The 26,212-nt window shown below is 46.9% G+C and carries 27 protein-coding genes and 1 tRNA gene; 19 read left to right on the top strand and 9 right to left on the bottom strand.

Annotated elements, in window-relative coordinates; all coding sequences use genetic code 11:
* Positions 1-60 precede the first annotated feature (60 nt).
* Entirely contained in the window at positions 61-633 is a 573-nt protein-coding gene (locus tag H3H32_RS03705) for a hypothetical protein (protein WP_182461330.1), read from the top strand.
* A gap of 12 nt (positions 634-645) precedes the next feature.
* Positions 646-4,761 carry a hypothetical protein gene (locus H3H32_RS03710; protein ID WP_182461331.1) on the top strand — a complete coding sequence of 1,372 codons (4,116 nt, stop codon included), beginning with the start codon at positions 646-648 and terminating at the stop codon, positions 4,759-4,761.
* A 75-nt stretch (positions 4,762-4,836) separates the two neighbouring features.
* On the opposite strand, the gene H3H32_RS03715 is transcribed toward H3H32_RS03710, so the two are convergent.
* Positions 4,837-5,427 (bottom strand): outer membrane beta-barrel protein, encoded by a 591-nt coding sequence (locus H3H32_RS03715; protein WP_182461332.1) that lies wholly within the window; start codon positions 5,425-5,427, stop codon positions 4,837-4,839.
* Positions 5,428-5,694: 267 nt separating this feature from the next.
* Between H3H32_RS03715 and H3H32_RS03720 the strand changes: the two genes are divergently transcribed.
* The 6 genes from H3H32_RS03720 (at position 5,695) to H3H32_RS03745 (ending at position 9,576) form a co-directional block, all read left to right on the top strand.
* Positions 5,695-6,177 carry a hypothetical protein gene (locus H3H32_RS03720; protein ID WP_182461333.1) on the top strand — a complete coding sequence of 161 codons (483 nt, stop codon included), beginning with the start codon at positions 5,695-5,697 and terminating at the stop codon, positions 6,175-6,177.
* Positions 6,178-6,357: 180 nt separating this feature from the next.
* A complete protein-coding gene (locus tag H3H32_RS03725) occupies positions 6,358-6,930 on the top strand; it encodes a hypothetical protein (protein WP_182461334.1) in 573 nt (190 codons plus the stop codon).
* A gap of 21 nt (positions 6,931-6,951) precedes the next feature.
* Positions 6,952-8,088 (top strand): hypothetical protein, encoded by a 1,137-nt coding sequence (locus H3H32_RS03730; protein ID WP_182461335.1) that lies wholly within the window; start codon positions 6,952-6,954, stop codon positions 8,086-8,088.
* A 13-nt stretch (positions 8,089-8,101) separates the two neighbouring features.
* Complete coding sequence (locus H3H32_RS03735; protein WP_182461336.1) at positions 8,102-8,554, top strand: hypothetical protein; 453 nt, start codon at positions 8,102-8,104, stop codon at positions 8,552-8,554.
* Between the two features lie 17 nt (positions 8,555-8,571).
* The gene (locus H3H32_RS03740; protein WP_182461337.1) at positions 8,572-9,063 is read left to right on the top strand and encodes a DUF1353 domain-containing protein; all 492 of its coding nucleotides are present in this window, start codon (positions 8,572-8,574) and stop codon (positions 9,061-9,063) included.
* Between the two features lie 78 nt (positions 9,064-9,141).
* Complete coding sequence (locus H3H32_RS03745) at positions 9,142-9,576, top strand: response regulator (RefSeq protein ID WP_182461338.1); 435 nt, start codon at positions 9,142-9,144, stop codon at positions 9,574-9,576.
* A gap of 17 nt (positions 9,577-9,593) precedes the next feature.
* Here H3H32_RS03745 and H3H32_RS03750 read toward each other — a convergent pair whose 3' ends face one another.
* Positions 9,594-9,995, bottom strand: coding sequence for a response regulator (locus tag H3H32_RS03750; protein WP_182461339.1), 402 nt, complete (start codon positions 9,993-9,995; stop codon positions 9,594-9,596).
* A gap of 264 nt (positions 9,996-10,259) precedes the next feature.
* On the opposite strand from H3H32_RS03750, the gene H3H32_RS03755 reads away from it, so the two are divergent.
* From H3H32_RS03755 to H3H32_RS03795, 9 genes are all read left to right on the top strand, one after another.
* On the top strand, positions 10,260-11,129 hold the full coding sequence (locus H3H32_RS03755; RefSeq protein ID WP_182461340.1) for a S49 family peptidase: 870 nt from the start codon (positions 10,260-10,262) through the stop codon (positions 11,127-11,129).
* A complete protein-coding gene (locus H3H32_RS03760; RefSeq protein ID WP_182461341.1) occupies positions 11,130-11,579 on the top strand; it encodes a hypothetical protein in 450 nt (149 codons plus the stop codon). It begins immediately after the preceding gene.
* Between the two features lie 66 nt (positions 11,580-11,645).
* On the top strand, positions 11,646-12,620 hold the full coding sequence (locus H3H32_RS03765) for a hypothetical protein (RefSeq protein WP_182461342.1): 975 nt from the start codon (positions 11,646-11,648) through the stop codon (positions 12,618-12,620).
* An 87-nt stretch (positions 12,621-12,707) separates the two neighbouring features.
* Complete coding sequence (locus tag H3H32_RS03770) at positions 12,708-13,415, top strand: hypothetical protein (protein ID WP_182461343.1); 708 nt, start codon at positions 12,708-12,710, stop codon at positions 13,413-13,415.
* Between the two features lie 68 nt (positions 13,416-13,483).
* Positions 13,484-13,687, top strand: coding sequence for a hypothetical protein (locus tag H3H32_RS03775; protein WP_182461344.1), 204 nt, complete (start codon positions 13,484-13,486; stop codon positions 13,685-13,687).
* A gap of 61 nt (positions 13,688-13,748) precedes the next feature.
* Positions 13,749-14,225, top strand: coding sequence for a hypothetical protein (locus tag H3H32_RS03780; protein WP_182461345.1), 477 nt, complete (start codon positions 13,749-13,751; stop codon positions 14,223-14,225).
* Between the two features lie 53 nt (positions 14,226-14,278).
* Complete coding sequence (locus H3H32_RS03785) at positions 14,279-14,686, top strand: hypothetical protein (RefSeq protein ID WP_182461346.1); 408 nt, start codon at positions 14,279-14,281, stop codon at positions 14,684-14,686.
* Positions 14,664-15,209 (top strand): hypothetical protein, encoded by a 546-nt coding sequence (locus H3H32_RS03790; RefSeq protein WP_182461347.1) that lies wholly within the window; start codon positions 14,664-14,666, stop codon positions 15,207-15,209. Before H3H32_RS03785 ends, H3H32_RS03790 begins: the two co-directional genes overlap by 23 nt.
* The gene (locus H3H32_RS03795) at positions 15,193-16,689 is read left to right on the top strand and encodes a terminase large subunit domain-containing protein (RefSeq protein ID WP_182461348.1); all 1,497 of its coding nucleotides are present in this window, start codon (positions 15,193-15,195) and stop codon (positions 16,687-16,689) included. The genes H3H32_RS03790 and H3H32_RS03795 overlap by 17 nt, the downstream gene beginning before the upstream one ends.
* A gap of 213 nt (positions 16,690-16,902) precedes the next feature.
* On the opposite strand, the gene H3H32_RS03800 is transcribed toward H3H32_RS03795, so the two are convergent.
* The 7 genes from H3H32_RS03800 to rpoN form a co-directional block, all read right to left on the bottom strand.
* Positions 16,903-17,832 carry a sce7725 family protein gene (locus tag H3H32_RS03800; RefSeq protein WP_182461349.1) on the bottom strand — a complete coding sequence of 310 codons (930 nt, stop codon included), beginning with the start codon at positions 17,830-17,832 and terminating at the stop codon, positions 16,903-16,905.
* Between the two features lie 3 nt (positions 17,833-17,835).
* Positions 17,836-18,708 (bottom strand): sce7726 family protein, encoded by an 873-nt coding sequence (locus H3H32_RS03805; protein WP_182461350.1) that lies wholly within the window; start codon positions 18,706-18,708, stop codon positions 17,836-17,838.
* Between the two features lie 295 nt (positions 18,709-19,003).
* Positions 19,004-20,179, bottom strand: coding sequence for a phage integrase SAM-like domain-containing protein (locus H3H32_RS03810; RefSeq protein WP_182461351.1), 1,176 nt, complete (start codon positions 20,177-20,179; stop codon positions 19,004-19,006).
* Positions 20,180-20,528: 349 nt separating this feature from the next.
* Positions 20,529-20,602 (bottom strand) — tRNA-Arg (locus H3H32_RS03815).
* Positions 20,603-20,668: 66 nt separating this feature from the next.
* Complete coding sequence (locus H3H32_RS03820; protein ID WP_182461352.1) at positions 20,669-21,466, bottom strand: enoyl-CoA hydratase/isomerase family protein; 798 nt, start codon at positions 21,464-21,466, stop codon at positions 20,669-20,671.
* 31 nt (positions 21,467-21,497) lie between these two features.
* Complete coding sequence (locus H3H32_RS03825; protein ID WP_182464223.1) at positions 21,498-22,085, bottom strand: hypothetical protein; 588 nt, start codon at positions 22,083-22,085, stop codon at positions 21,498-21,500.
* A 141-nt stretch (positions 22,086-22,226) separates the two neighbouring features.
* Positions 22,227-23,672 carry an RNA polymerase factor sigma-54 gene (rpoN, locus tag H3H32_RS03830; protein ID WP_182461353.1) on the bottom strand — a complete coding sequence of 482 codons (1,446 nt, stop codon included), beginning with the start codon at positions 23,670-23,672 and terminating at the stop codon, positions 22,227-22,229.
* Between the two features lie 153 nt (positions 23,673-23,825).
* Between rpoN and H3H32_RS03835 the strand changes: the two genes are divergently transcribed.
* Together H3H32_RS03835 and H3H32_RS03840 are read left to right on the top strand one after the other, a co-directional pair.
* Complete coding sequence (locus H3H32_RS03835) at positions 23,826-25,316, top strand: nicotinate phosphoribosyltransferase (RefSeq protein ID WP_182461354.1); 1,491 nt, start codon at positions 23,826-23,828, stop codon at positions 25,314-25,316.
* A gap of 151 nt (positions 25,317-25,467) precedes the next feature.
* Positions 25,468-26,202, top strand: a complete 735-nt coding sequence (locus H3H32_RS03840; protein ID WP_182461355.1) for an HAD family hydrolase — start codon at positions 25,468-25,470, stop codon at positions 26,200-26,202.
* The last annotated feature ends 10 nt before the right edge of the window (positions 26,203-26,212 follow it).

Consider the following 26,212-nt stretch of genomic DNA (forward strand, 5'->3'; position numbering starts at 1 on the left):
GCCGTTGCTGTCCTTTTGGCCACCTATTTACCCGTTTAGCTTTCCGAAAAAAGCTAAACAATGGAAGCAACCAACGGCATACGGGGAGATGCCAGAGCCGAATGGCTCACCAATAACCGAGATGCAGCTAAGATACTAGACGGCTACACGATCCAGGCAGAGCGGGCTTTTATTCAGCGAATAGAGCAGGCAGGCCTCAAACTTACCGGCGAAATGTTAAATTCATTTCGGGCCACAGCAGCCAAAGAGGCCGGGGTTTTCGTGGAGTCCAGACTGGAGATGGCTGGCCTGGTTCGGCTCCGAGATTTACGATCGATGAACTACAGCCGGACACCCCCACTGGTGGCAATGGAGTCCTTTGTGGAAAAGGTAGGACTCTCAAAATTTGCTTATGTACCAGGCTACCCAACCGCTCACAAAGCGAAGCCTGCCAGTGAGCTGGCCAGTGTGGAGCGCATTGCCTGGGCCATCAAAATTAACCGGCAGCGCTACCCTTCCATAAAACGGGAATACCGAGGCATTTACTCCGATCCGCTCCTAAAGGATGTGCTCCCGTATCTGTATCGAGATCTGGCCACGGCCAGCAATTTAACCGCGCTCCGCGCCTATAAAGCTGTTTTTACTCAATCATAAGGCCACATTCACATGGTAAATCTAAACGAGGTGGCCAGCCTTACGCTCCAACTAAATCAGGGAGATGTAGGCAAGAGTATCGACACACTCAACGCAAAGGCCAAAGAACTAAAAACCACCCTTAAAGACATTGAAAAAGACGGAGGCAAGGGCTCCGAAAACTGGCAGAAATACAAGAATGAACTAGCCGATGTACAGAAAGCAACGGCAGCACTTAAAAAGGATGTAGACGTTACCACGCTCTCCTATGGCCAGCTAGATAACCTTATTAAGCAGCTCAATAAAGATCTTAAAACGCTCAAGCCTGGCACCGATGAATTTATTACAGCGGCCAAACGGTTAGGTGATGCCGAGAAGCAATTTAAGGGCGTAAAGGATGAGGTAAACAAGATTAAAGAGGGCGGTGATGAGCTTGGAAAGCCAACGCTCTGGAATAAAATAAGCTCTGGAGTGAGCACGATGGCCAAAGCCTTTAATGCCTTTATGGCGCTCCAGGTGATTGGCTTTATTGTCGACATTGGCAAAAGCATTTTTGAGACTACGGCCAAGTTTGAGAAGTACGGTAAAGTACTGGAAACGGCACTAGGGAGCCAGGAGGAGGCAAAGGCCGCAATGGGAGCCCTTAAGGATCTGGGAGCCAAAACAGCCTATTCCGTGGATGAGCTCACCGAGGGCTATGTAAAAATGGTGAACCGAGGCTTACGACCCTCCCAAAAGGAAATGGTGGCCATGACGGATCTCGCTGCCAGCCAGGGTAAAACGTTCGATCAGTTGGTGGAGGCTGCACTGGATGCACAAACCGGGGAAAACGAGCGCTTAAAGGAGTTTGGCATATCGGCTAAAAAAGCCGGGGATGAGGTCACGTTTAGCTTTAAAGGGGTAAATACCACTGTTAAGAATACACCCGAAGCCATACAGGGGGCCATTATTGCCTTTGGGCAAATGAACGGGGTGGCAGGCCAAAACGCCAAAATGATGGAAACCCTGGAGGGAAAGGCCTCCAATTTGGGCGACAACTTCGACAGCCTAAAAGTGGAAATTGGCGACAAACTAAAGCCCGTTTTCTCTGGCCTGCTTTCGCTCATGGGCGTAGGCATTACGGTGATTCGTAACCTGGTGGGCGTACTGGCTACGCTGATTACGGGCACCGTGAGCTATTACAAAACCCTGGCCGATTTTGCCGTGGGCGCTGGTGGCGTGATGAAAAATATGGCCGTGGCCATCAAAGAGTTTTTATCTGGAAACTTTGAGGCAGCAGGCAAGGCCTGGGATCAGACCAAAGCAGCCGGGGCCAAAGTGATTACCGACGTAAAAACCAACGTAAAAGCGGGAGCTGCTGCCGTGGTGGCCATCTGGAGCGATCCAGCCAACGTGCAAAAGGCTGAGTTTGCCGGAAAGAAACAGGGAGCCGCACATGGAAAAGGCCTGACCGATGAGCAGAAAAAGGCACTGGACAAACAAGCCAAAGAGGCCGAAAAAGCGAGAAAGGCCGATCTCAAAGAGCACGAAAAAGCCCTAAAGGAACGCGAAAAAGCCAACGAGAAAGCACTGGAGGAGCTGGCTAAATTGGAGGCTGCCGCTCACGTGGCCAGCATCAAAGACGAGATGCAACGCGAGTTTGCAAAGTTAGGCTCCGAGCGGGATCTAAAGGTGGAGGCCATTATGCGGGGCATCCAGGATGAGAAAACCAAGAACCTGGAAATTGCGGCTCTGGATAAAAAGCTGGAGGAGGATGTGGCCAGGGTGGCCGGGGAGTTTGCCGAGAAGAAACGCAAGAAAGCCGAGGAAGAAGAAAAGGCCAGGTTGGAGGCTAAAAAGTTTATTCTGGAGCAGGAGCGGCTGGCCGAAAATGCCCTACTGAATTGGCGGGAACTCACGGCCAAAGGCAATGCCAACCTACTGGCCGATGTGCACAAAGACCGGCTCACCATCCAGTATAATGCCACGATTGAAAAGCTCAACGCAGAGGAAGCAGCCGAAAAAGCCAAAGCTGCCAGGGAGATAACCGATAAGGGTCAACTGGCTACCGCGCTTACGTCTATTGAGGATCGTTACCGCAATGAGCGGCAGTTATCGAGCGCGAAAAACGCGGCAGAGATTGAAAAAATTGAGAAAGAGCTCAAGGAGAAAAAGAACGCGATTTGGTCGGAAACATCGAACGCATTCGGAGCACTTCTAAAAGGCGATCTCTCTGCGTTCGTTGACCATGCCAATAAGATAGTCCAGGGAGAGCAAGAGGCCTGGCAGAAACGACTCCAGGAGAATACGGAGAAGTATGCAGCCATTGGCCAGATGGCCAGCCAGGCGGCACAGTTTCTGGCTAACCTGGCACAGCAACGGGCAGATAAAGAGATTGCCGAAGCCAAACGGGAGCGGGATGAGAAAGTGGCCATTTTAAACGACCAGTTAGCCACCGAAAAGCTGGCCGTGGATCAGGCAACGGAGGCCATTAAAACCACTAAAGAGCAGGCCAGCGAGAACATCAAAACCATTAAGCAAACCGAGGCCGAGAAAATCAAGACGCTGGAAACACTCTACTCTGAAATGAGTAATTCGGAAAGTAAGGCCGATATGGAGGCCGAAATTGACCGAACCAACCAGGAGGCCACCGAGAAAAAAACAGCGGCCAAAGCGGTGCATGATGATGCGGTGGACAATGCCAAAGACGAGAAGCAGCAGAAAATTGATGCAGCCGAGGCCACCCGTGATGCCGAAATTGCCAGCATCCAAAAGCGTACCGATCTGGACTCAGCTACTCGTAAAAAAATGATCGAGGAAAGTAAGGCCAGAGCCGAGCTGGAGATTAAGCTGGCAAAGGAGGATTTTGAGACAAAAACCAAGCTCTCTGCCGACGAATACGAAGCCAAAACCAAAGATGCCACCGACGAAGCGAAAGCTAAAATTAAGCTCCTTAAAGAGCTGGAGACGGCGGATAAGGACAAGGCGAAAGAGTTGATCCAAACCGCCAAAGATGAGGCAGCGGCAAAGGTCAAAACAGCCGAGGATGAGAAAGCTAAAAAGCTCAAATTGCTGGAGCAGGAGAAAGCCACTAGAATCCAAAATAAAAAGGATCTAGAGGCCGCCATTGAGGCCGAAGATAAACGCGCCAAAGCGGTGGAGGCAGCGGCCAAACTCAAGGCCTGGAAAGCCCAACAGAACGCCGATATTGCCAGCGCTGTGATCACTGGAGCACTGGCCACCCTTAAGGCACTGGCCTCTGGTTTCTGGCCGGTGAACCTGGTGTTTGCGGCTGCTACTGCCGTAATGACGGGTATTCAGGTGGCCATGATTAAACGCCAGCCACAGCCAAGTTTTGACAAAGGCGGATTCATTCCAGGCGGTGGACGACATGGTTCCACCTACGGCACTGGAGGGCTGGCCATTGTGGATAGAGCCACAGGCCGGGAACAGGGCGAAATGGAGGGCGGTGAGGCCATCATTTCCAGAGAGCAAACTAGGGCAAACCTGCCGTTTATCCGTCGGATGTTTGCCAATGCCCGAACGCCAGGCAAGCGGAGCTCACCCGTTACGGATTTTAGTGGTACGGCATTCCGGGGGCCAGCTTTCCGAGAGGGTGGTTTGATGGATGGCCAAGCCTGGAGCGGCAGAATGTTCCGCTATGGGGGTTATGTCCCCAAACGCTACGAGGATGGCGGGGTGGCCGATTACTCCAGTGATGGAGAGGGGCCGCTAGGTGGAGCCGATCAGGCCAACCAGGCACAAGCGCAGGCTGTGGAACAGGGCAAACAACAGCTCAAAGTATTGGGTGAGATCCAGGAGGCCATCAAAGCAGCCGACACCAGCCAGCAGCAGGCCATGAGCCGACTGGCCAATTCGGTGACTTACTCCCTGGATGTGTCCACCCGCTCCAACGCGCAGGCAATGGATAACCTAGCCACCACCACAAAAAACGGTTTGGAAAGCCTGGCCTTTAGCACCAAAACAGGACTAAACGGAATGGGTAGCCAGGTAGCCAGTTTAAAGGGGTCTATCAATGCCGTAGAGGGGGCAGTGTATCAGGTTCGGGATTCCGTGAATGGCACCACCAATGCCGTTTACAACACGAACCAGGCCGGGCGTTTAGATAACCTCATAGGGGCTATTTCTGTATTTGGCAGAATAAAATAAAGCGAAACGCCCAACAGAAGAATCTTCTCTTTTGTTGGGCGTTTGATATGTAATGAGAGTTTACTAGGCTGAAAATCAGCTACCGAAGAAAATATTAAAACCAATCCCAAGCGTGGCAACTCGGTAGTTGTATGCTGATGAGTCAAATATGGACGCTTTCGAGCTATAGAAGTTATAGCCCAATTGGGCATCTAATGAAATACTTCGATTGATGAAGTAAGCTAGCCCAAGAGAAGGTGTTAAACTCGCTGAGGTTGACTCGTCATTCATTATAGTAGGTATAGTCTGTGAGTTTTCTTCATGGTAATTGGAGTGCGAATAAGTATAGGCAATTCCAACATAAGGCTTTAGTTTAGAGGCTCCTATATAATAACGGGCGAATGGGGAGACTCCAATACTTGTTACTCTCATTCTTCGAATAACCCCAAGATTTGAATAATCAGTGGAACTGTAGCTAATAGGAATACCAGTGCCTATCAAGAAATTACGCGCTACAAAATAGCCCGCAGTTGGACTAATTGAACCTGAAAAACCGCTCAGAAGGTCATTTTTTTGGTAACTGAACTGACCGACACTAAATCCAGCGTTCCAGCGGCCTTTTTCTGTTTGTGCTTTTGCCGAAATTTGGATAAAAACAAGCAGAACAATACAAATGAGGTTTTTCATAAGAGATGTGTTTAGAACTGTTTAACAGGTGGCAATTAAGCACTAATTAGAATTAATCGACCTACTATTTATATTAAATGAAGTTAAAAACGGCCTATATTGAGTAAATGGGCAGCAAAAGCATAACTTAGCCTAAGCTGATAGATAGTCTCATTGAGGTCATTTTTGTATTTTGGCAACAGAAGTAAATTGTAATTTTTCAGTTATTGTGTATCTTTAACCTCCTGACGTTAACCGCTATAACTATGAAAAACCCGTATTTATTCCGTGAGAAAAAAGGTAGTTGTTTCAGTACCCAAGCACTTAAAAAAGTATCTTTTAAATCCTGAATTTGGCAACATCGAGCCAGATGGTGGCCTGTATGTTGGGGGGCGTTCGTTGATTCGGGCACAGATCTCCAGTATGATTGTGGCGATTCCTTACGTTTACCAACGAGTTGAACCAAGCGGCAACAATCTAACCATCTGGTATAGCTGCCGGGATAAAACCCACGAAGTGCCACCCGAAAAAATCAGCATTCTGGCCAAAGCCCTGGATGAGCTCTTTAGGCGTTCGCTGATTATCGAAGTACGGGCCTTACATGGACTTTGTGGAGGTGACTACTCCCGGTTTATTCGGAGCTTTCTGGAGCGTTACCAAATCGAGCCGGATGTGGATGTGGATTTTGAAACCATCCGCAAAATTTATCGGGATTATCTGGAGCGAGTGGACAAGCAAACCAGAGCCGCCGAAAAAAATATTTTTGCCTAACCTGTCCGGCTGGGCGCAACATTGTCCGGCTGAGAGCAACATTGTCCGACTGAGTGCAAAAGTATCCGGGCTAAACTAGCCCAAAAAGAGCCCCTACGGCGCGTAGAGGCTCTTTTTGTTTTGGAAAGTGGCCTAAAATCCAGTCCTTTCCAGCGGCTAAGTAGGTGGCTACTTTTGGCTATGCAAGTAACAGAGAGCCGGATAGGCTTAACACTCCAGCAGCCAAATGCTGGCCAGGTGGCTAGGCTCAAGCTCCTACCCATTGAGCAGGTGCTGGCCATCCTTTCACCCGATGAGCTGCCGGTGGTGGGCTCCCCCAAAACCGTTTCTAAGAATGCGCTCAATGTGGTGGCAGGCGCTCCACTCACTGAGCTAGTATTTCCAGCGGGTGGCTGCACCATGCAGGAAACCAGCCAGGCCGATCCAACGGGAGCGGGCACCATTTGGGAGCTGACCCTGGAGGCCGCACTACCCCGAAACCAGCCAGCGCTCACCGACTGGCTAGAGACGAACCAGGCCAGGCGATGGCTGGCCATTTGGCTGGATCGAAACGGCCAGGCCTACCTGGCCGGAGAACCCGGCAACGGCCTCCGATTGGAAATAAACCGAACTATCGGAGCGCTCAACTATGTGCAGGTAACAGCCAAAGCCAGGAGCTGGCACCCTGCCTGGTTTCTGGAAACCTTCGACAGCACCACCCTCTTTGCCGATGTCGATTTTGATTCAGCCTTTGACATTTCTTTTAACGCTTAATAACCACTTATAAACAAGCCGATGGCAGCACCCGACGACAGCGCTTTAAAGGCGCTCATTGATTCAAACATTCCAGATGCCACTCCGACCCAACAGCGGAGAGGTAAAGCCTCATTTGTACGCTATGTACTGTATCAACTCATTGATTGGGTAAAGACCGCTATCAATGGCAACCTATCCACCTGGCTACGTACAAGTGATAGCACACCAGGCGGTGCCAATAATGAGGGCGTATTTAGGACAGGAGCCGTTACCTTATTTGGTGGCCTAACAACAAGAGGAATAAGCAATGCAACGAACATGGTTGATAGTATTGCTGGTCAGGTAGCGCTCCAAGTTCAGGGCCAGGGTAACGGCAAGGCGGCTATTATCGAGTTTCACATACCAGGCATAGCGATTCCCCAATTAGGCGTAGATCCTGATTTGGTGTTAAAATGGCGACCTTATCAGGGGGTGTTGGCGTATCCCTTGATTATAAACGAACTATCGCCATTGTTAAAACTGTCATCGACTTTTGGCAACAAACGAATATCACTCTGGGATACCTACAATAACGACCATCAATTTTTTGGATTCGGCGTGAACAGCGCTACACTCCGTTACCAAGTAGGAGAAGCGGGCTCTAACCACATTTTTTATGCTGGCACATCGCCCGCAACGAGTCAAGAACTCATGCGGATACAGGGAGATGGCAAAATAGGTATTGGTACGCCAGCGGGACAAACGCCATCCTATCCAGTAGACATAAATATGTCAAACCCAGCAAGCGGGGTTTTCCTGAATCTTTACAATCGGTCAACCAGTGCCCAGAACGGGGCGCTAATGCAGTTCGGCCAAAAGGATGTTACTACCTGGACAATCGGTTGTTTAGGCACCGAAAGCACCTTTGTCATATCGGGCTGGAGTGGAGCCGGACAGTCTGAATGGGTTAGAATATTAGGAGCCAGTGGATTTATGGGACTAGGCACTAGTGCACCCACATCTAAAATGCACTTAAAAGGAACCACCGGCCACCAGCAGCTCCGACTGGAAACCAGCTACACACCAACCAGCACCAGCGACGCAAACGGCCAGGTAGGGCAAATCTGCTGGAGTGATACCTATTTCTACGTAAAAACCACGGCTGGCTGGAAACGGGCAGCACTCACCACGTTTTAATCTTTTTTGACCAATGAATGCAATACATAACCACATTTCCAGTGAGGCCATCACTGGCTTAAGCCGGATAGGCGAACATGAGAATTTCGTGATTACGCGGGATCTCAATATGGTGCAACAGGTACGAATAATTACCCTAGATGCCTCTAGTGGCCTACCGATTACGGAGCAGATCCTGGCCGACGAATCATTAACATCCGATCAGAAAAAGGCGGCTCTCCAGCGGTATGCCGATCAGATTGTTACGCGGCAAACGGATGGCTCTTATGTGGACTTTCAAGGCCGAGTCGTACCAGCCGACTACGAAGGCGAGTCGATAAGCCAGCGGGATTTTTTCCAATCCATTACGCTTGGATCGCTCAAACAAATGGGTGTAGCCATCAACGATTCCACCAGTGTGGCCAGCCTCATTTACCTACTCATTCAGCGGGAAATTGCCAACATTGACAGCAGAGGAGGCCTGTAATGGAGCAACAGAAACCGATGGCTTTTTTACATCACCTACCAGACTTCGACTTAGACCGCGCTTTATTAATTGCGCTTTCTGATTCGTTTTACTGCCTGCCGGTGGTCATTGATAGCCGACTGGAGAAGCCGGATCAAATGACGGTTTTGCAGGATGTGCTGGTGGAGCTGGCCGATCACAAACTATTGCTCATTCCTGCCGATTTTATTACCGATTGCCACAGCACTCCACCCTGGAGCCAGAGCCTGCTGCCTGCATACGATAACCTTACCAACCTGGCAGCAGTGGCTCACGATAGGCTGTATATGGATTGGGAAAAGTTCGCAGATCTCTACGTTGAAATAAAGGCGCTTGGCGATAGCGCTGACAGGGCTTATGCCGATGGGGTTTACTTTGAACTGATGGAACGCTTTAAGCCTGGTAGTTTCCGAAATAAGCTCTATTACGCGGCTGTACGGCTTTTTGGCTGGTGGCGTTGGCGAAAGTTTCGCCGTAAGGCTCCCTCTTAATCTGTAACCAAACTTTATTTATTAACTAATAGCCAAACGTTGTGTTGTACTAGATAATACTACTCAACTTTATGTAAAATGGGAAATCATGGCCCGATTATTATTATCGACGAAGATGAAGACGACAGAGAACTAGTTTCCACAATTTTAAATCAGATTGCTCCTGACACTCAAATTATTTTCCTTGAAAATGGTCAGCAGTTATTGGACTATTTAGAAAAAACGGATCAGTTACCTTTTCTAATTATTTCTGAAATCTTCACCCCCATACTTAATGGACTGGAGGTAATGGAGCGCTTAAACCAACTCTCAGCTTTAAAGTCAAAAGCAATTCCATTTATTCTCTTGACCTCTCCAGTTGATAAACATTTGGTTGAAGAAGCGTATAAAGTTCACGTTCAAGGTATTTTTGAAAAGAAGCCTAGTCTTGAGGAAATGAAAGTTCAACTCCAGGCAATTCTGGATTATTGGACCTTAAGCTTAGAGCCAAATCAATTTGAGGGGAAAAAGTAGAGAGGAAGCTAACTTAGTTATGCTGCAAGGCTCCAGGTATCTATAAAGGATTTAACTGTTTTTATAAGATCTATATGATTTGACGATTTTGTGACAAATCCACTCGCTCCTAATTGCATTGACTTTACGAGATCATTCTGGTCGGTTGACGTTGTAAAAATGACAATCGGCAAATCTTGAAATGTAGCGGTAGCCCGAACTTCCTGTAAGGTCTCAAAGCCATTTTGGCGCTGCATATTTAAGTCAAGGAGAATGAGCTGAGGTAAAACAGTGGCCTGTTGTAAATTAGGTAGTAACTGATCCCCATCACTTAACAGTTTAACGTCAATGGGTGGCTTAATGGACTCGAAAGCTAGCTTGATGAAATATTGATCATCTTCATCATCTTCCACAACCCATACAGGTAGTTTATGATTCATGGTAAATACAGTCTGGTTACGGAGATTATGCTTAATTCGAATAGCTAATGTACGAATTATTAGGCATTTAAGATTGGCTAAATGTATGAATATATTTAATTTAATACATTAAAATTCCTTAAAATACTTGAGCAATTGTACTTAGTTAGATTTAATGTAAAATATATAAGCCCCTAGTTACTAGAGGCTTTTTTTATGTCCTTTTGAGTAGGTAAAAAGAGCCTCACTTTCGTGGCAGATAGTTAATACCAATCTGTATAACGAATGAGAGGAGTCAATTTTTCGGGCCTCTGGAGCCTTGACACAACCTTTGCCATGCAAATGCAGGGCATTATCCAGCCACGGCTGGCTAATGGCAAAGACCCTTTACCTTTCTCCTATATCTCCACTCATCCATCTGCCCAACTGCCAGCCGATATGCCAAAAGTAATGGCAGGTTCCTCCTCCTATTACAGTTATGTGGCCGATGTGTACACCAGCTCTGGTGTATGTGTAATCCCGATCCAGGGAGCACTCTCACGGTATGGCTTATGCTCTTGGGGGTATGAGGATTTAGCGGGTATTCTGCAAGCGGCAGAACTCTCCGACACCGTACAGGCGGTACTGCTTAAGATGGACACGCCAGGCGGGGCCGTGGATGGCTTAAAGGCGGCAGCGGAGGCCATACGGGCCATGACTAAAACCGTAAACGTCTGGACGAACTTTTGTGCATCGGCAGGCTACTTTCTGGCCAGCCAGGCAGGCCAGATATGGCTGGAAGATCAGACGCTGCCAACCATCGGCAGCATTGGCACCATGATGGTGTACGAGAACCGCAGCAAGGCGCTGGAGATGCAAGGGCTGGACATTCGGATTTTCAGAGCCAGCGGCTCCACAGAGAAAAACCTGGCTAATGGTATAGAGCCACTCGCTCCAGAAGTGGAGGCCGAAATGCAGGCCATGCTGGATAGCGCCCAAAAGGAATTTGTGGGCTATGTCCGACGCGGCAGGGCTGGCCTACTGACTTCCGATGAGTGGAGCACAGGCAAAATGTACGGGGTTCGGGAGGGCATTAAGTTAGGTCTGGCCGATAAGGTGGGATCATTTCAACAGGCTTTTAAAGCCACAGTTCAAGCGTTTAAACAATCCAAATAAATGGCAGCAGTAAAGCAGACGGTGGCCACGTTTATGGCCTCCTTTTTCGGAAAATCCGAGAAGGTAATTTCTGAGAAGCTCTCCACCGATGAGCACAACGATTTCACGAGTGAGGTGTTAGGCCTTACGCAAAAACTGGAGGAGATCCAGGGCGAAAAAACCACTCTGGAGGGCAAGGTCACTGGCCTAGAGAGTCAGATCACAGAAAAGGCCGGAAAGATTACCGAGCTAGAGGGCAAGGTTACTGGCCTGGAGGGTAAAGTTACCGAGCTGGAGGGCCAAAAGACCGCAGCCGAAACCGAGGGCGGCAAATACAAAGCCTGGTTTGAGAAACAAGCCGGGATAGGCGCTCAACTGCCAGAGGCAGATGCCAGCAACGCAGACGGAGCTCAAGCGCTCACCAGCTACAATGCCACCGCGCTGGAGACGTACCGACGAGCACAGAAATAGCGCCCTGAGACGGACAGTCATCTAATAAGTAACAACTTTTCAACTATTTTTTTTCAATCACTTTACATGGCACAAACACAAGGCTACGATTTTAGTAAGTTGCCATCGGCCTTAATGCAGGTTTTCGATGGACGAAAAGAGATTATTACGGACGTTCTGACCGATGGAGAGGCCAAGATCCGGGAGCTCTATCAAATGTTAGTCACCGACAATAAGAGCCCGCTCATCAATCTCCAGATCATGGATATTTTACGGGCGGCATCGGATGACTTTAACCCATCCGCCAATGCACTCCAGTTCGGTGCCCGTATTCCCACCTTTGAGGATGTCGATATTGATTTGCAATTCACGACCGGCGAAATTCAAACGCTTTTCCGTTCGTATCTCCAGTACGTTAAAGGATTAACCTCCGAGAAGGAAGTGCTGGCCAATCCGTTCGAGGTGTTCTTTTTGTCGCAAATCTTGCGTACTGCCAGAGCTAATTTGATTGAAAAAGCGAGCTGGAAAGCGGTTAAAAACGCCAGCAATACGGGTTCAGTCTATGCCATTACGGGCTTACTCTCCAAGCTCACGGCAGCTCGCACCGCCCTGGAAATTCCAGCGGCTCAAGTCATGACCGCAGCCGCTACGATTGACGACACCAACAGCTATGAGCAGGCTATTGCGTTGTGTGCCGTTGTAGAAGCTCAAAACCAGGCCATGCTGGAGATCCCGGTGCAATTCCGTTGTTCGCCAGGTATGGCGCGAAGCATCAACCGACGACGACAAGCCAAATTCCCCAACACGGTACGGCCTAACGAGGTGATGCGAGTAATGGATAACTATGAGAATATTACCCTTACTCCCGATGTGGGCTTAACGGGCAAATCGACTATGCTTATCACACCAGGCTCAAACATGAATTTCGTGTGCAACGAGGATGTAGCGGCCTACACCTTAACAGTGGTGAAGGATGTAAAAGCCATCAAAATTAACATTCGGATGAGTGTTGGCTTTGATTTCGGCTTTGGCAAATTCGTTTTCCAGAACGACAAAGTGTAATGGTTCGGCCTGGCTACTGCCAGTAGCCAGGCCGAAAGTTGTAGACAGATCCCCCAAATTTTTCTAATTAATCAATCTCGTTTTTCTATGAAGTTTACCAAGTTTTTAATGGCTTCGGCTATGCTCATTTTTGCGACTGTTATCATTGCGACCACGGATAACGTACTGGCGGGCCTGATTTCGATGCCGGTTACGTCTTACGCGTTCTGGAGCGTTACAGGCGTTCGTTTGTTCGATAGCCACGGCCTGGCAATGGCCACCCTGGCCGCCATTCCCCGAACGCCACAGCAAACCGTCAACCCAGGCGGTGCGCGGAGACTGTTCTTATGTCCTACCGATCAATTTACGGGCGAATGGCCTAAACGGGCGGATATTACGGCTGGAGAGGTAACGGTGGTTCCTGTTCTGGTAACAGGGCCACCCGCTGGCACCTTTATCGAGGTGGCCATTTCCGACAACAGTTTAAAGCTGGATGAGGGATTAAAAGGCGCTACTGGATACCAGTCCTGGGAGCAAGGCCTGGAGCTTAAAGTGGCCGGTTATACAAAGGAGCAAGTGGCTGCAATCGAAAAGCTGTTAAACGTGGAGGTGGTGGCGGTGGCCATCCTAACCGATGGGTTGCGGGTGGTCATGGGCACATCGTTAATGGGCTTACAGTTTGAAATTGTTCACACCACTGGAGCCAAAGGCAGCGACCGCCGAGAGTGGACGCTTAAAGCCAAAAACGATGGCTATCAGTTTGGCTACATTCCATTAGGAGCAGCGCTGGCCATTCCAGGTGTAACGCTGGTATAATCACAAACTCAATTAGCTAAACCACGGCCTCCTTTGCTGGCATTGGAGGCCGTACTTTTTACATCTCAATGAAAGTAGTACGAGTATTGAATCAGGCCGAGGGTATAAAATTTGGCTTTGGTGAGCGGGATGTGGTGGTAAGTGAATCAATGGCCATTGCCGATGCCGAACGAATCCAGGGCGATTATCCAGGGGTTTACGTGGCCGTAGTGGAGGTAGTCGATGAGCCAGCCGGAGCAGCCGCCAAAGCCGCAACACGCGGAAAGCAATAATCTGATTTACTCAACCAACGAAAAGCATTTTAACCGACAAATCATCTTATCATAATTCCCAATGAACGATAAATTAAAACAACTTAAGGCCGCTTGCCAATTGGCCGAAATGGAGCACAATGCCGATCCAGAGCATCCCGTAAAAAAAGGCAAATTCGAGAAAGCACAGGCCGATTTTGAGCAGGCGCTGGCCGAAGAAGAACCAGCGGAGGAGCCAGCAGCCGATGGCCAGGCAACCGTAAAAAGTGAACTGGATACATTGGTAGCTATCATTGACGAGCTGGATAGTAAAAATCAGGAGCTGGCTGGCAAAAACGAGGAGCAGTTTAATGAAATTACTTTACTCAAAGAGCAGCTTAATGAGAAAAGCCAAAAATTAGAGGAGGCTCAAAAATCGGCAGCTTCAGCAGAAACCGCTTTAGAAAAAGCCCTCAAAACAGCGGCATCTCCCAAAGCAACCACGGCCAAGCCAGCAGCAAATAAACCAGCCGAAATTCCAGCGGCCACGACTCCCGCAGCCGACGAAAAAAAAAATTAGTAAACAACGGCCTGCCCGTTGATAACGGCAGCAACCCGATAAAAGAGCAGCTCATGCTGGAGGCCGAAGCGCTCCATCGTGAGGCTGCTCTTTTGTCTAATAAGCTGGCCGATTTTGCGGATAACGATGTGGAGTGCCGGAGGCCATTCGTGGATCAGATCCTGGCCATTCGTGAGCAGTGGAAAGATGTACGGTACGAAATCCAAACGGGCCAAAAACGGAGGGAAGAACCAACCCCCAAACCCACCACGGCCAGCCAGGGACTCCAGGCCGCTGAGATTAAGCTGGAGCTGCAAAAAACGCGGGTCAATATTTCCAAAAACGAGAAAAAGCTACGGGAACAACCCGACCACGCCAAAGCCAGTGTTTGGGCCACGGAGCTGGCCAGGCTACTGGCCATCAAAGACGAGTATGAGGATCAACTACGACTACTGAGCTATGAAACCGCTAAAAGGGAATAACAAGTATTTAGAAAAGGTACGGGATGAGATTACAGTTTACCAGCGCTATCTGCTGGAGGATGGCCATGTGCTTACACCGATCCAAGCCGAAACCTTTAAGCACATTAATGATACCCGCGATTGGTTAAAGCAGGGCTTTAGTGATGGCCAGGTGTTGGCCATGATTAAAAAAACTACGTCGCTCCAGGATCGACGGGCCAGAGAGATCCTGACCATGAGTTACGTGGTATTTGCCGAGCTCCGCAGCTCCAGAGATAAAGAGGGTGTAAAATATCTCTATTCGGAGATGTTCCGGGAAGCCGCTAAAAAGGCGCTGGAGGCCGATGATTTTTACAATTATTCGCTCCTGCTGAAAGAAGCGGCCAAAATCGACGGGGCTTACGATAACCAGAAAGTAGTGGATGCCGAAGCCTACAAAAAGCCCTCGAAAGTCACCTTTAAAGTGCGTCAATTAACGATTAACAACAACACGAGCCAGGAGCCTAAACCAGTCGAAAATACCACCTATGAAATCGGAGAATGAAACGCTGGGCACTGACCATGTCGAAGTGGAAGTAAACGAAAAACAAGCCATTTTCCTGGAGGCTGTTTGTACCAATCGCTATAAAATGGCGGGGATGATTGGCGGGCGGGGCTCTGGCAAGTCCATTACGCTCTCCGATTTTCTGTTATTGGCATCGGATGAATTACCCAAAGCCAAATGTGGTTGGGGCGTTCCAACCATCAAAAAAGCCAAGAGTAAATTAACCTCCGGTTTAAAAGCGGGCTGGAAACGACACGGCATTACGGAGTATGATTTTAAAACGGGCAACGGGTTAATGGTAATGTGGCGGGAGCCACCTGCTCATTTTGACCGACCCCACGAATCGCCCGACATCTGGGAAAACTGCATTAGTTTCCCGAACGGCTTTGTCATTGAATTTGAGAGCTTTAAAATGGCCGCTGCCGAAAACCGGGGATCTAACTATGATTTATACGTCATTGACGAAGGGTTGAATTTTAAAAAAGAGTGGCTCAAAGTAGTCGTACCGACCTTACGAGCTAATGAGGGCAAGTACGATTCGACGTTCCACCAGATGCTGGCCGTTTTTAGCTCCCCTCCCTGGGATATTGGGGGGCAATGGATGTACGAAATTGAGGAGCTGGCCAAGTCCGAGCCAGAAAAGTACTTTTTCCTGGAAGTTAAGACCCGTGATAATTTGGCGTTTCTACCAAAAGACTATTTAGAGACGCTCAAAAAAAGCCTGACAAAATTGGAGTATGAGGTGGAGGTGGAAGGCAAGCGGCTTTCCAAAATGCCCCATAATTTTTACCCGTCTTTCCAGCATCACATCCACGTAATCAAGGAGGAAAGTGATGAGCACGAAACCAGAGCGACATGGCAAGATGAGCTCCTCTACAATACCACCACTGGCCTGGAAATAAGCCTAGATTTTAACGCTCATTTTACCAGTTGCACCATCTGGCAGAGTGATATAGTGCAGGCCAGGCTGATAGATAACCTATACTGTAAGGAGCCAGCAGTGGATGCCAACGGGGTGGCCATGACAATGGCACAAACCCTGGCCACGCTAATAGCCACTGAATATGCAGACCATAAAAAAAAGGTGGCTGTTTTAACCGGCGATAGAAACGGGCGCAATAAATCGGCAGGCTCTACAAAAAGCATGTTTGAGCAGGTCGCTGAGATTTTGGAGCTCTCTGGATGGCACGTCTCTACAGCACCGCTCAACTACAACCCTCCCCATATAGAGAAGTTTAAAGACATAAACAACGTGTTCGCCGAGCGTAATGAGCAGCTCATTCGGGTACGCATAGACGGGATCAGGTGTAAGGCTACGGTGATCAGTATGGACAACAGCCCACTCAATATCGACTACACTAAGAGTAAGGCAAGTGAGAGCAGCAACATAGACCAGGAGCGAGCTACCCACTTAAGTGATACGGTTGACTATTATATATTTTGGAAATTGAAGGGGGGGGCGGATCAGATCCGAAATTGATTTCGACGTGGAGTATTTCTAATACCAAACTTTCCAATAACCTGCTTTCAGATATTCGCGCTGTGAAATTTTGGAAAGTTCCAAAATGCTAAAGGGCGGGGTCAAGAAAGAAAAAAATGGCCAAAAGTGGGGGGTAATTTTACGGAATGAACTCATTTTGAGTTCATTCCGCATTTGTAGGGGTGCAATTATTTTAGATCGACTTTAATTCTACTATATCAAGTTCATAATGAACTCAATATGGTGTTTCATCGATGCTTTTTTTACTTGTCCTAGACCAGGGTAGTGGCCTCTGATATGCAGATCCTCAAATTCTTGAATTCCTAGAGTCTGAGCAGCCATTCCGTTGTGATTAACAAAACTTATCAAATTACTTAATGCTTCACTAAATTTTCCCGCAGTATCTGCACGTGATTTTGATGTTGCATCAGACAAAAAATGTCCTACATAAACATCGCCATCGAGATAGGTCAAATGTATTGCGACTACAAAGGGCGACATACCTCCTTCTTTGAATTCATCGCCTATAGTCAGAAAGTCTCCAAATCCCTGAAATCCTAAACTACTATAAGTAGTATGGATGTCACAAAATAAGTCACTGTCTTCATATGTGGCGTTGCTAGCAGATTTTACAAAACCATCTTTTAACAGAATTCTTTGATATGAGATAAACTTATTTTGATAAGCAGTACTAGTCCTATTGTCAATGAATACTTGGTATTCAATATTTTTATACCCGGATAATAGACTTAGCAAGCCAATTGTGTCACTGTAAATTGCCTTATGGATAATTACTTTTGGATGATCTGGATATGTCCGTAAAAAATAGTCTATCTGTGCTAAAGATGTATTAGCCGTAATAATAATTCCAAGATAATAACTAGTAGATCCGCTCAATGAGCCATTAATTAGTTTATTCTCTATAACAGCTTGGCCACTTGCACCTTGCAGATCTCCAACCGTTGGATTTACTATTAAAACGAATGGAACCTTGTTTCTTGCGAGTGATCTAAAAGCATTATAATTCTGAGCTTTAACGGGCTCAATAATTGGGAGAACTTTCAGAGTACCAGATAGAACACTGGACAATTGATTCAAAGCCAAAAGTTCGTTTTGGCGACCACGTAGATAAGGAAAGTACATTTATTATAATGGTTTGGATTGTAAATGATGCGTTAGGTTAGAGCAATCATTCTTAGAAAGATTTCTTTCCAAAAATAACATTTTCAAGCTGTAGCTAACACTTTCAATAAATTGTATTTGGTGCTTGAGGAGTGCTCTACTCCTAAGAACTTCTACAAAACAATCATGAACCTCATATCTACTTAATTCCTTAAAAAGCTTTAAACATTCACCGAATATTTTGGTGTTTGGAACTTGGGGTATGTACCCGTATTTTCCCTTTATAAGCCTTAAATACTCATCTTTTCGAAGTGCGAAAAATATATTATCAGTAATAAAATCTTCTTTATTTGAAATAGGCTCTCTTTCTAGGTCAATTTTATTGTTAGAATTTAAAACTTGTATGCCAATTTTCTCATCAACAATCTTTTTTATTTTAGCTACGTTTTGCTCACAGGTTACTACATAAACCTTATCGAACATTGATTGATATGACTTAAGTTGACTAGGTAAACGATCTAGTGTATCTAATTCTGTTTTTATTTCATAAGCAGTTGTTGTACCGTTTACAATTAGAACGTCTAGCAAACTTTGTTCAGCTATAAACTCAGTAAATAGCTTTGCATCATATAAACTATGATTAGCTAATAATAGCTCATTAGCAACTGCATTCTTATAAACATACTCTGATCTATAGAATATGGATAAGTGTTGATATATTTCGGCTAGTATTACTTCAAGGGTACAATCTGTAGAGAAGTAATCTAATAATTTTGATACTTTGAGTAATTCATATAACCTATCACTAAAAGAATTATTTAGATAGCTCTTTACGAAGGATGAGCTGTAAAGAGTAGAAAGATGATAGTTATAACGAGAGTCAACAGTTAAACTCATAATGTTGTAACTAACTGAAAAATTGAAAAAATACTGGCATTTAGTATAATAGTACTAATTATAGCTGCATTATAATACCTTAAGCGCGAAATAATTACAATTACACGGTATAAACAATTTTAAAAGGCAATAAGGTTATTAGGCTACTATAATACAAGGGAAATATTTTTAGTATGTGTCTTGTATGGTATTACAGCACATAAATAGTAAACGACTAATTACTAAGTCGTTTACTATTTATGTGCTTTTTACTTTGTATCGGTAGGGTACAGATTTAAATAAAGTACTATGTGAGTTACTTATAAACTACTTCCCTGGCCACCCGTTCCTCATTAGCCTTGCCATAATAGCGAACATGCTTAGTGCTGCTATGGCCCAACATAGCCGCCACCGACTCCTCAGAAACACCCAATTCGTTTAGCATGACATTGGTAAACGTCTTTCGGGCGATCTTCACCGTAAGATTTAGTTTGATTCCTGCCATATGCTGGATCTGTTTGAGCCAATCATTGTATCCAGAGTTCGAGATCTTGGGTAAGAGCTCCACACTACCATATTTTTCTATCAGTGCCAGCGCTTCATCTGATAGCGGAACGATCTGGACAGACTCACCAGCAAAGAACTCCGATTCAGCATATTTACCACGTGGCTTAAACAACCATTTGCGGCCATCTATGCCTGTTCGTATTTCGTCGGAGGTAAGAGTTTGGGCATCCTCATAATGGAGACCGCTGTAAACGGAAAATAAGAACAGATCCACAATTCTACGGAGTTCTGGCCTCCAGTCAAATCTATCCAGGTGGATGAGCTGGGCGCGAGTTAAATGGTCGGTGTTTACTTTCTCCTTTTTCTTGAGAACAAACGCGGCTAGCTTGTCAATTTTAAGGATTTCACTCCTAACAGCACTCTCTGTGATGTTCTTTAAAACCTGTGTATGCCTAACGATGTAATTGTTATCCAGGCCTCGAACTCTAGCCCAACGCACAAACTCATCTGCACACCCTAACGTAAAGCGTTCAGCCTGCAAATTTGTCCACTTCTGTTCCTCCAGAAATAGTCTGATATTTTCAATACGGGTGTTGTAGTTTCGGCGGGTGCCTTCATTGGAATAGGTTGCCAGTACGTGTTTCTCAAAAAGATCTACTAATTGAGAAAAGGTGTAAGTGATCTGGTGTTTTTTCGTGAAAATATCGACCAGGTGCTGGGCAGAAATGAACTCCTCATTAATCTGGAAGTGGAGATGGAGTTTTGTTAAATCGGAGTGGATCTGTTTAAGTGTGTTATTGTCGTCACGGGCGCGAAGGCTACCACCTTTAATTAACTGTTTTTCTGCATCCCAGCTTTCGGGCATCACTTGGATAAAAGTAGAAAAGTCATTTGCTGTAATTCCGTCAATTCTTACACGACAATAAATAACGGCTTTAGCTGATGGGTTACGTTTGTTTAAGCGGATCTTAAACAGGATTCTCATTTTTTACGGAACATAATGTTACTAACAGTTACAAAACAAAATGCCATATCACACAAGAATGTTACCATGTTAGTAACTAAATGGATGATTAAAGTCATGTTGACTTTGCCGTCAGTATAACAGTTGTCTTAATTAGGATTTAATCCTTTCTTAAGTTTCTATTAATCAATGTTATACTATTTCTAAAATAATTTAGACTTATTGGCCCTAAAAATGTGTACCCACGGATTTTAGAGGTGTACCCGGAAAAGTACCCATTTGTATCATTTTGAGCAGTAGAGAGATAGGGGGTAATAACGCAAAAACCCGCTTTAAAGCGGGTTTTTGACCTAATAGAGAAGTATTCAAGTGCACTCGTAGGGATTCGAACCCCAAACCTCCTGATCCGTAGTCAGGTGCTCTATCCAATTGAGCTACGAATGCATTGCTGTGAAGCATTTCCCGTTGATTGGGAGTGCAAAAGTAGAGAGAAAAAAATTAGTTGTCAATCTATTTTCCTGAAAAATTTGCTTTACGCTTCATCAAAAAGGCACTAATACCCTCCATCGCATCAGCCGAACGACCCAGTTGATCCTGACTATCAGCCTCCTGGTCGAGTTGGTGGTCAAGGTCGGAATATAAGGATTGATTCAAAACTTTTTTCATAGCACCAATGGCGAGGGTAGGGGCAACGGCATAATAAGCTACGATTTCATCAACAGCAGCATCCAAACCCGCAGCCGGAACTGAACGGCCAACCAGCCCTAATCGGGCCGCTTCCGGGCCATACACCCGCCGACCAGTGCTACAAAGCTCGAACGCTCGTTGTGGGCCAATAAGACGAGGGAGGAAAAATGTTGACCCCGCATCTGGCATCAAACCAATGTTAACAAATATCTGGCTAAAATACGCGTCGTCGGCACAAATGATCACGTCGCAAGCCAGAGCCAGTGAACAGCCTGCTCCGGCTGCTACGCCATTGACACGGGCGATTACAGGTTTCGGCAGGTTTCGAATGGCGCGAATCATAGGGTGATAGGTACTCCGTAGAGAGTCGCCAAGGGCAAGCTGACCACCCGATGATGCAGCCTGAGTAACGCCTTCTTTAAGATCGGCACCCGATGAAAATGCTTTATCTCCTGCACCTGTAATTACGACAACCCGCACCTGTTCGTCAACCCCGGCGGCTTCAATGGCTGCCGTGATATCACGAATCAACCCCGGACTAAGGGCATTGTAGACTTGTGGACGATTGAGCGTAATTCGGCAAATCGAATCAGACAACTCGTAAAGAAGGTTTTCGTACATGGTTTTAGGATTTACTAGGTTAACCGATTTTTTATAGAAGCCAGAGAACCGTTAGCCAGCTAACAACTACACCCAAAGCCAGACCAGCACCAATTTGGGCTGGTGTATGGGCATTGAGTTTTAGCCGGGCGCTAGCAACAAAACCCGTCAGGATTACCAGAATAAGTAGTGGGAAAAACAGATCGGTTATGCTGAATTTGAGCATTAGGCTGGCAATAGCCCCTACAGTACCCCCAATACCAACGCTGTGGGCACTAATTTGCCAGGATAGGCTAATTAGGCCAACGAGAAGAATAGAGACCGCAATACTTCCTACTAAAATCCCAATTTCGGGAGCAATCGTTGACACGAGCTGCATCCGAAACAGGAATAGATAGGCAAGAGATAGATAGACACAGGCCGTTAAGAAATACGGTAAACGACGATCAGCTAACGTGTCCAACTGGAGGCTCTGAACATAGCCACTGCGGAAGAGGTAATAAATCAGCAGCGCAGGCACAGCAAATGTGCCGACAGAAATGAGCACTAGCAGACTAAGTCGTAAGGAGATGGAGAAGGCATCCATCCCCAAAACACCAGGTGCCTGAAACAGCAACACGCCGAACAGTAATGTCGGCATGAGCAGCGGATGGAGAACGACCGAAAGGAAGCGGGCAAAGCGCGTACTCAATGTAGAATGGATAATGTAGAATGAATAATGCTGTAAAAATAAGCTCTAGGTCTGTAGCATTTTACATTATCCATTTTACATTATTCATTTTTAAAGTTGTTTCCTCAACCGAGCTACGGGGATATTAAGCTGTTCCCGGTATTTGGCCACTGTTCGGCGGGCAATGTTGTAACCCCGATCGTTCAGGATTTTTTCGAGTTTGTCGTCCGATAAGGGATGAAGCTTCGGCTCGGCGTCGATCAGATCTTTTAAAATATTCTTCACTTCACGGCTACTGACATCTTCGCCCGTATCCGTCGAGATCCCCTCCGAGAAGAAATATTTAAGCGGATAAATACCAAATTCAGTCTGGACGGCTTTACTGTTCGCTACGCGTGATACGGTAGAAACGTCCATGTCGATCAGCGTTGCAATGTCTTTCAAAATCATGGGCCGGAGCCGCGATTCGTCGCCAGTGAGAAAGAAATCGTACTGGAAACGGACAATGGCATTCATGGTGCGCAGCAAGGTTTGCTGGCGTTGCTTGATGGCGTCGATGAACCACTTGGCCGCGTCCAATTTCTGCTTGACAAACGACACAGTTTCTTTCAGATTCTTATTCTGCTTTTTGCTCTTGTCGTAGGTATCGAGCATGTCGGCAAAGGAGCGGCTGATACGCAGCTCTGGGGCATTTTTTGAATTCAGCGTTAATTCAAGTTTGCCCCCGTTGTTAGTCAGAATGAAATCGGGAACCAGGTATTGGGCTGTGCCCGATTCGCCTTCAACAGAGCCCGGCTTAGGGTTCAATTTGATAATAATGTCAATGACCCGCTTGAGGGCATCGTCACTGATATTCAATCGGCGCTGAATCTTGTCGTAATGTTTCTTGGAGAATTCATCGAAGAATTCGTCGATAATCCGGATTGCTAAGCCAATGCAGGGATCGCTCTGATCTTTACGCTGGAGTTGCAGAATCAGGCACTCCTGAAGCGTACGGGCCCCAATGCCCGGCGGATCGAACGATTGGATTTTGTGCAGGATACGTTCAATTTCATCGATATCCGTAAACACATTTTGGGCAAAGGCGAGGTCGTTGACAATGGCCTGCAACGAGCGCCGGATATACCCATCGGCTTCAATACTGCCAATGAGTTGTAAGCCAACAATGCGCTGTTGTTCGGTCAGGTTTAAATAACCAAACTGTTGAAGAAGTGAGTCGGTCAGGCTCGAGCTGGTGGCCAGCGGCATGTCGCGGTCATCTTCGGCATAATTGCCATCGCCCTGCATTTTATACCCGGCATAATCTTCGTCCTTAATGTAACTATCTATATCCAGATCATCATCCCGTTCTTTATAGTCATCAGCATCATCGTATGAGTCGTCATCTTTTTGATCATACTCTTCATCCATGCCTTCTTCTAAAGCTGGATTAATTTCCAGCTCTTCTTCAATTCGTGTGTCTAATTCAGCAGTAGGAATCTGCAGCAGTTTAATAAATTGGATCTGCTGCGGAGATAACTTCTGCTGAAGGGATTGCGATAGGCTTAGCTTCTGCATGGTTGTCCTATAGGCGGTAAAATGTATCCGTTATGTTGAGCGTCTAAGTTGGATGTAAAACTGCCCCTCACAATTATCAGACCAAATTAACCAGTTTTTTGTTTTTGTGACGATAAATTTTCTGTGAAGTTCTGACATACTACCTTCGCGTTCATGACGAATAAGCTTTATGACACGTCGCTGAGCCTACTGACGGACCTGTATCAGGTAACAATGGCTTATGGGTACTGGAAATCGAAAACCGCTGAGAAAGAGGCTGTTTTTAATCTGTACTTCCGAAAGAACCCCTTTAATGGCGGTTTTACGATTGCTTGTGGACTAGCCAATGTGATCGGTTACATCGATCATTTCGGCTTCTCAAAAAAAGATTTACGGTACCTCCGAACCCTAAAAGGGAATGACAATAAGCCGATGTTTGAGGAGGCTTTTCTGGATTATCTGGCCAATTTGACGCTTACCTGTAGTATTGAAGCCATTCCCGAAGGCACCGTTGTGTTCCCGAATGAGCCTTTGATACGGGTGCGAGGGCCTATTTTACAGTGTCAGCTACTTGAAACTCCGCTACTGAACCTCATTAATTTTGAGTCGCTGATTGCTACCAAAGCAGCCCGATTGCGGTTGGTTGCCGATACCGATACGTTGCTGGAGTTTGGACTACGTCGGGCACAGGGCGTCGACGGTGGTATGACGGCGAGCCGGGCCGCTTACATTGGGGGCTGCGATGCTACGTCGAACGTGCTGGCTGGAAAACTTTACGATATTCCCGTGAAGGGAACCCACGCGCATAGTTGGGTTATGTCGTTCGATGATGAGCAACAGGCGTTTGATACGTATGCGGAGGTATTGCCAAATAATGTGACGCTACTGGTCGATACCTACGATACCTTGCAGGGTGTACGCCATGCGATCGAAACCGGGCGAAAACTCGAACAACAGGGCCACAAACTGGCGGCCATACGACTCGATTCGGGCGATTTAGCGTATTTGAGTATCGAAGCCCGAAAGTTGCTGGACGAAGCTGGCTTTGAGAAAACATCGATTGTGGCCAGTAACGATCTCGACGAAACAATCATCACCAGCCTGAAACAGCAGGGCGCAAAAATTGATATCTGGGGCGTAGGTACTAAACTCGTTACCGCCTTCGATCAGCCCGCTCTGGGTGGCGTTTACAAACTGGCTGCGCTTCAGAACGAAACCGCAGAGGATTCCGCCAGCCGATGGTCTTACAAGATGAAGTTATCGGAACAGGCCATTAAAGTGTCGACACCGGGTATTCAGCAGGTGCGTCGGTTTCGGGATGAGCGCGGTTTTCTGGCCGATATGATCTTTAATACGGAGGAAATGAGCGACGAGAAGCAACCGGCTACCATGATTGACCCGATGGATTTTACGAAGCGACGACGGTTTACCGTAAGTCAACAATATGAGGATTTATTAGTGCCCATTTTTCAGGAAGGGAAGCGGGTTTATGAACTACCCGATATCCATGCCGTACGGGCGCGTGTACAAACGCAATTGGCTGGCTTGCATCCAGGCGTAAAGCGGTTCGTTAACCCACATACGTATCCGGTTGGATTGGAACAAAGTCTGCACCAGTTGAAAACAGAGCTTATCCTTAAGCTGCGAGAAAGTGCCTCTCACTAGTGGCGAGAGAACCTTCTGTGGATCAACGAATTGCTAGGCTTAATCGATAAACATTCTTATTTTCTTAACACCAGACTGGCCAAGAGTTTAACTTTTTTCTGTTGTTTTACTGCCCCGCTCTGGTGAGCCGGTTTTCCAGATAACTCAATACATGCAACCGATTGAATTAGTGGTTTTTGACATGGCGGGCACGACCGTGACCGACCACCACGAGGTAGAACGGTGTTTTGCGGAAGCAGCCGCCGAAACGGGCCTATTTGTTACCGATGAGCGCATTCTGGCGATGCAGGGTCTTGCCAAGCGCTATGTCTTCGAAACGCTCTGGAAAGAGCAACTGGGTGAGGACAACCCGACGATACAGCAGCAGGTGGATGTATCGTATGCCAGTTTCCGCCGGATTCTCGAAAATCACTACCTGACGCAAGGCGCAACACCTACCGATGGCTGTCTGGAAACCTTTGCTTACCTGCATGAACGCGGGATCGCCATTGCGCTGACAACTGGATTTTATCGGGTTGTTACCGATATTATTCTGGAAAAACTCGGCTGGCTCAATGGCCTTGACGGTCGACGGGTAGGTACCGCCGAAAGTCTGATTCAGGTGTCGATTGCCAGCGATGAAGTCGAGCGCGGGCGGCCTTACCCGCACATGATTGAGCAGGCAATGGACTTGCTGGGTGTAAGCAATCCAAAAGCAGTCGTGAATATCGGCGATACACCGTCTGATTTATTATCAGGGCGGGCTGCCGGAGTGGCGCTTAATCTGGGCGTTACCAACGGAACACACTCCCGCGAACAGCTGGAAGCGTACCCTCACGATTTATTGATTAACTCCCTACGCGATTTACCAGCGTTGCTGGATGTGCGCGAGGTTCCTGTTGTATAAAAATGTCAGG

The sequence above is a fragment of the Spirosoma foliorum genome (assembly GCF_014117325.1).
Lineage (GTDB): Bacteria > Bacteroidota > Bacteroidia > Cytophagales > Spirosomataceae > Spirosoma > Spirosoma foliorum.

Bases quoted from the DNA above. Each gene is read 5' to 3' on its own strand.
- H3H32_RS03780 (WP_182461345.1), top strand. From the start codon at position 13,749: ATGAACGATAAATTAAAACAACTTAAGGCCGCTTGCCAATTGGCCGAA.
- H3H32_RS03775 (WP_182461344.1), top strand. From the start codon at position 13,484: ATGAAAGTAGTACGAGTATTGAATCAGGCCGAGGGTATAAAATTTGGC.
- H3H32_RS03770 (WP_182461343.1), top strand. From the start codon at position 12,708: ATGAAGTTTACCAAGTTTTTAATGGCTTCGGCTATGCTCATTTTTGCG.
- H3H32_RS03810 (WP_182461351.1), bottom strand. From the start codon at position 20,179: ATGAGAATCCTGTTTAAGATCCGCTTAAACAAACGTAACCCATCAGCT.
- H3H32_RS03840 (WP_182461355.1), top strand. From the start codon at position 25,468: ATGCAACCGATTGAATTAGTGGTTTTTGACATGGCGGGCACGACCGTG.
- H3H32_RS03790 (WP_182461347.1), top strand. From the start codon at position 14,664: ATGAAACCGCTAAAAGGGAATAACAAGTATTTAGAAAAGGTACGGGAT.
- H3H32_RS03750 (WP_182461339.1), bottom strand. From the start codon at position 9,995: ATGAATCATAAACTACCTGTATGGGTTGTGGAAGATGATGAAGATGAT.
- H3H32_RS03715 (WP_182461332.1), bottom strand. From the start codon at position 5,427: ATGAAAAACCTCATTTGTATTGTTCTGCTTGTTTTTATCCAAATTTCG.
- H3H32_RS03705 (WP_182461330.1), top strand. From the start codon at position 61: ATGGAAGCAACCAACGGCATACGGGGAGATGCCAGAGCCGAATGGCTC.
- H3H32_RS03730 (WP_182461335.1), top strand. From the start codon at position 6,952: ATGGCAGCACCCGACGACAGCGCTTTAAAGGCGCTCATTGATTCAAAC.
- H3H32_RS03785 (WP_182461346.1), top strand. From the start codon at position 14,279: ATGCTGGAGGCCGAAGCGCTCCATCGTGAGGCTGCTCTTTTGTCTAAT.
- H3H32_RS03835 (WP_182461354.1), top strand. From the start codon at position 23,826: ATGACGAATAAGCTTTATGACACGTCGCTGAGCCTACTGACGGACCTG.
- H3H32_RS03755 (WP_182461340.1), top strand. From the start codon at position 10,260: ATGAGAGGAGTCAATTTTTCGGGCCTCTGGAGCCTTGACACAACCTTT.
- rpoN (WP_182461353.1), bottom strand. From the start codon at position 23,672: ATGCAGAAGCTAAGCCTATCGCAATCCCTTCAGCAGAAGTTATCTCCG.
- H3H32_RS03800 (WP_182461349.1), bottom strand. From the start codon at position 17,832: ATGTACTTTCCTTATCTACGTGGTCGCCAAAACGAACTTTTGGCTTTG.
- H3H32_RS03745 (WP_182461338.1), top strand. From the start codon at position 9,142: ATGGGAAATCATGGCCCGATTATTATTATCGACGAAGATGAAGACGAC.
- H3H32_RS03820 (WP_182461352.1), bottom strand. From the start codon at position 21,466: ATGTACGAAAACCTTCTTTACGAGTTGTCTGATTCGATTTGCCGAATT.
- H3H32_RS03825 (WP_182464223.1), bottom strand. From the start codon at position 22,085: ATGCCGACATTACTGTTCGGCGTGTTGCTGTTTCAGGCACCTGGTGTT.
- H3H32_RS03710 (WP_182461331.1), top strand. From the start codon at position 646: ATGGTAAATCTAAACGAGGTGGCCAGCCTTACGCTCCAACTAAATCAG.
- H3H32_RS03805 (WP_182461350.1), bottom strand. From the start codon at position 18,708: ATGAGTTTAACTGTTGACTCTCGTTATAACTATCATCTTTCTACTCTT.
- H3H32_RS03740 (WP_182461337.1), top strand. From the start codon at position 8,572: ATGGCTTTTTTACATCACCTACCAGACTTCGACTTAGACCGCGCTTTA.
- H3H32_RS03735 (WP_182461336.1), top strand. From the start codon at position 8,102: ATGAATGCAATACATAACCACATTTCCAGTGAGGCCATCACTGGCTTA.
- H3H32_RS03795 (WP_182461348.1), top strand. From the start codon at position 15,193: ATGAAATCGGAGAATGAAACGCTGGGCACTGACCATGTCGAAGTGGAA.
- H3H32_RS03760 (WP_182461341.1), top strand. From the start codon at position 11,130: ATGGCAGCAGTAAAGCAGACGGTGGCCACGTTTATGGCCTCCTTTTTC.
- H3H32_RS03725 (WP_182461334.1), top strand. From the start codon at position 6,358: ATGCAAGTAACAGAGAGCCGGATAGGCTTAACACTCCAGCAGCCAAAT.
- H3H32_RS03765 (WP_182461342.1), top strand. From the start codon at position 11,646: ATGGCACAAACACAAGGCTACGATTTTAGTAAGTTGCCATCGGCCTTA.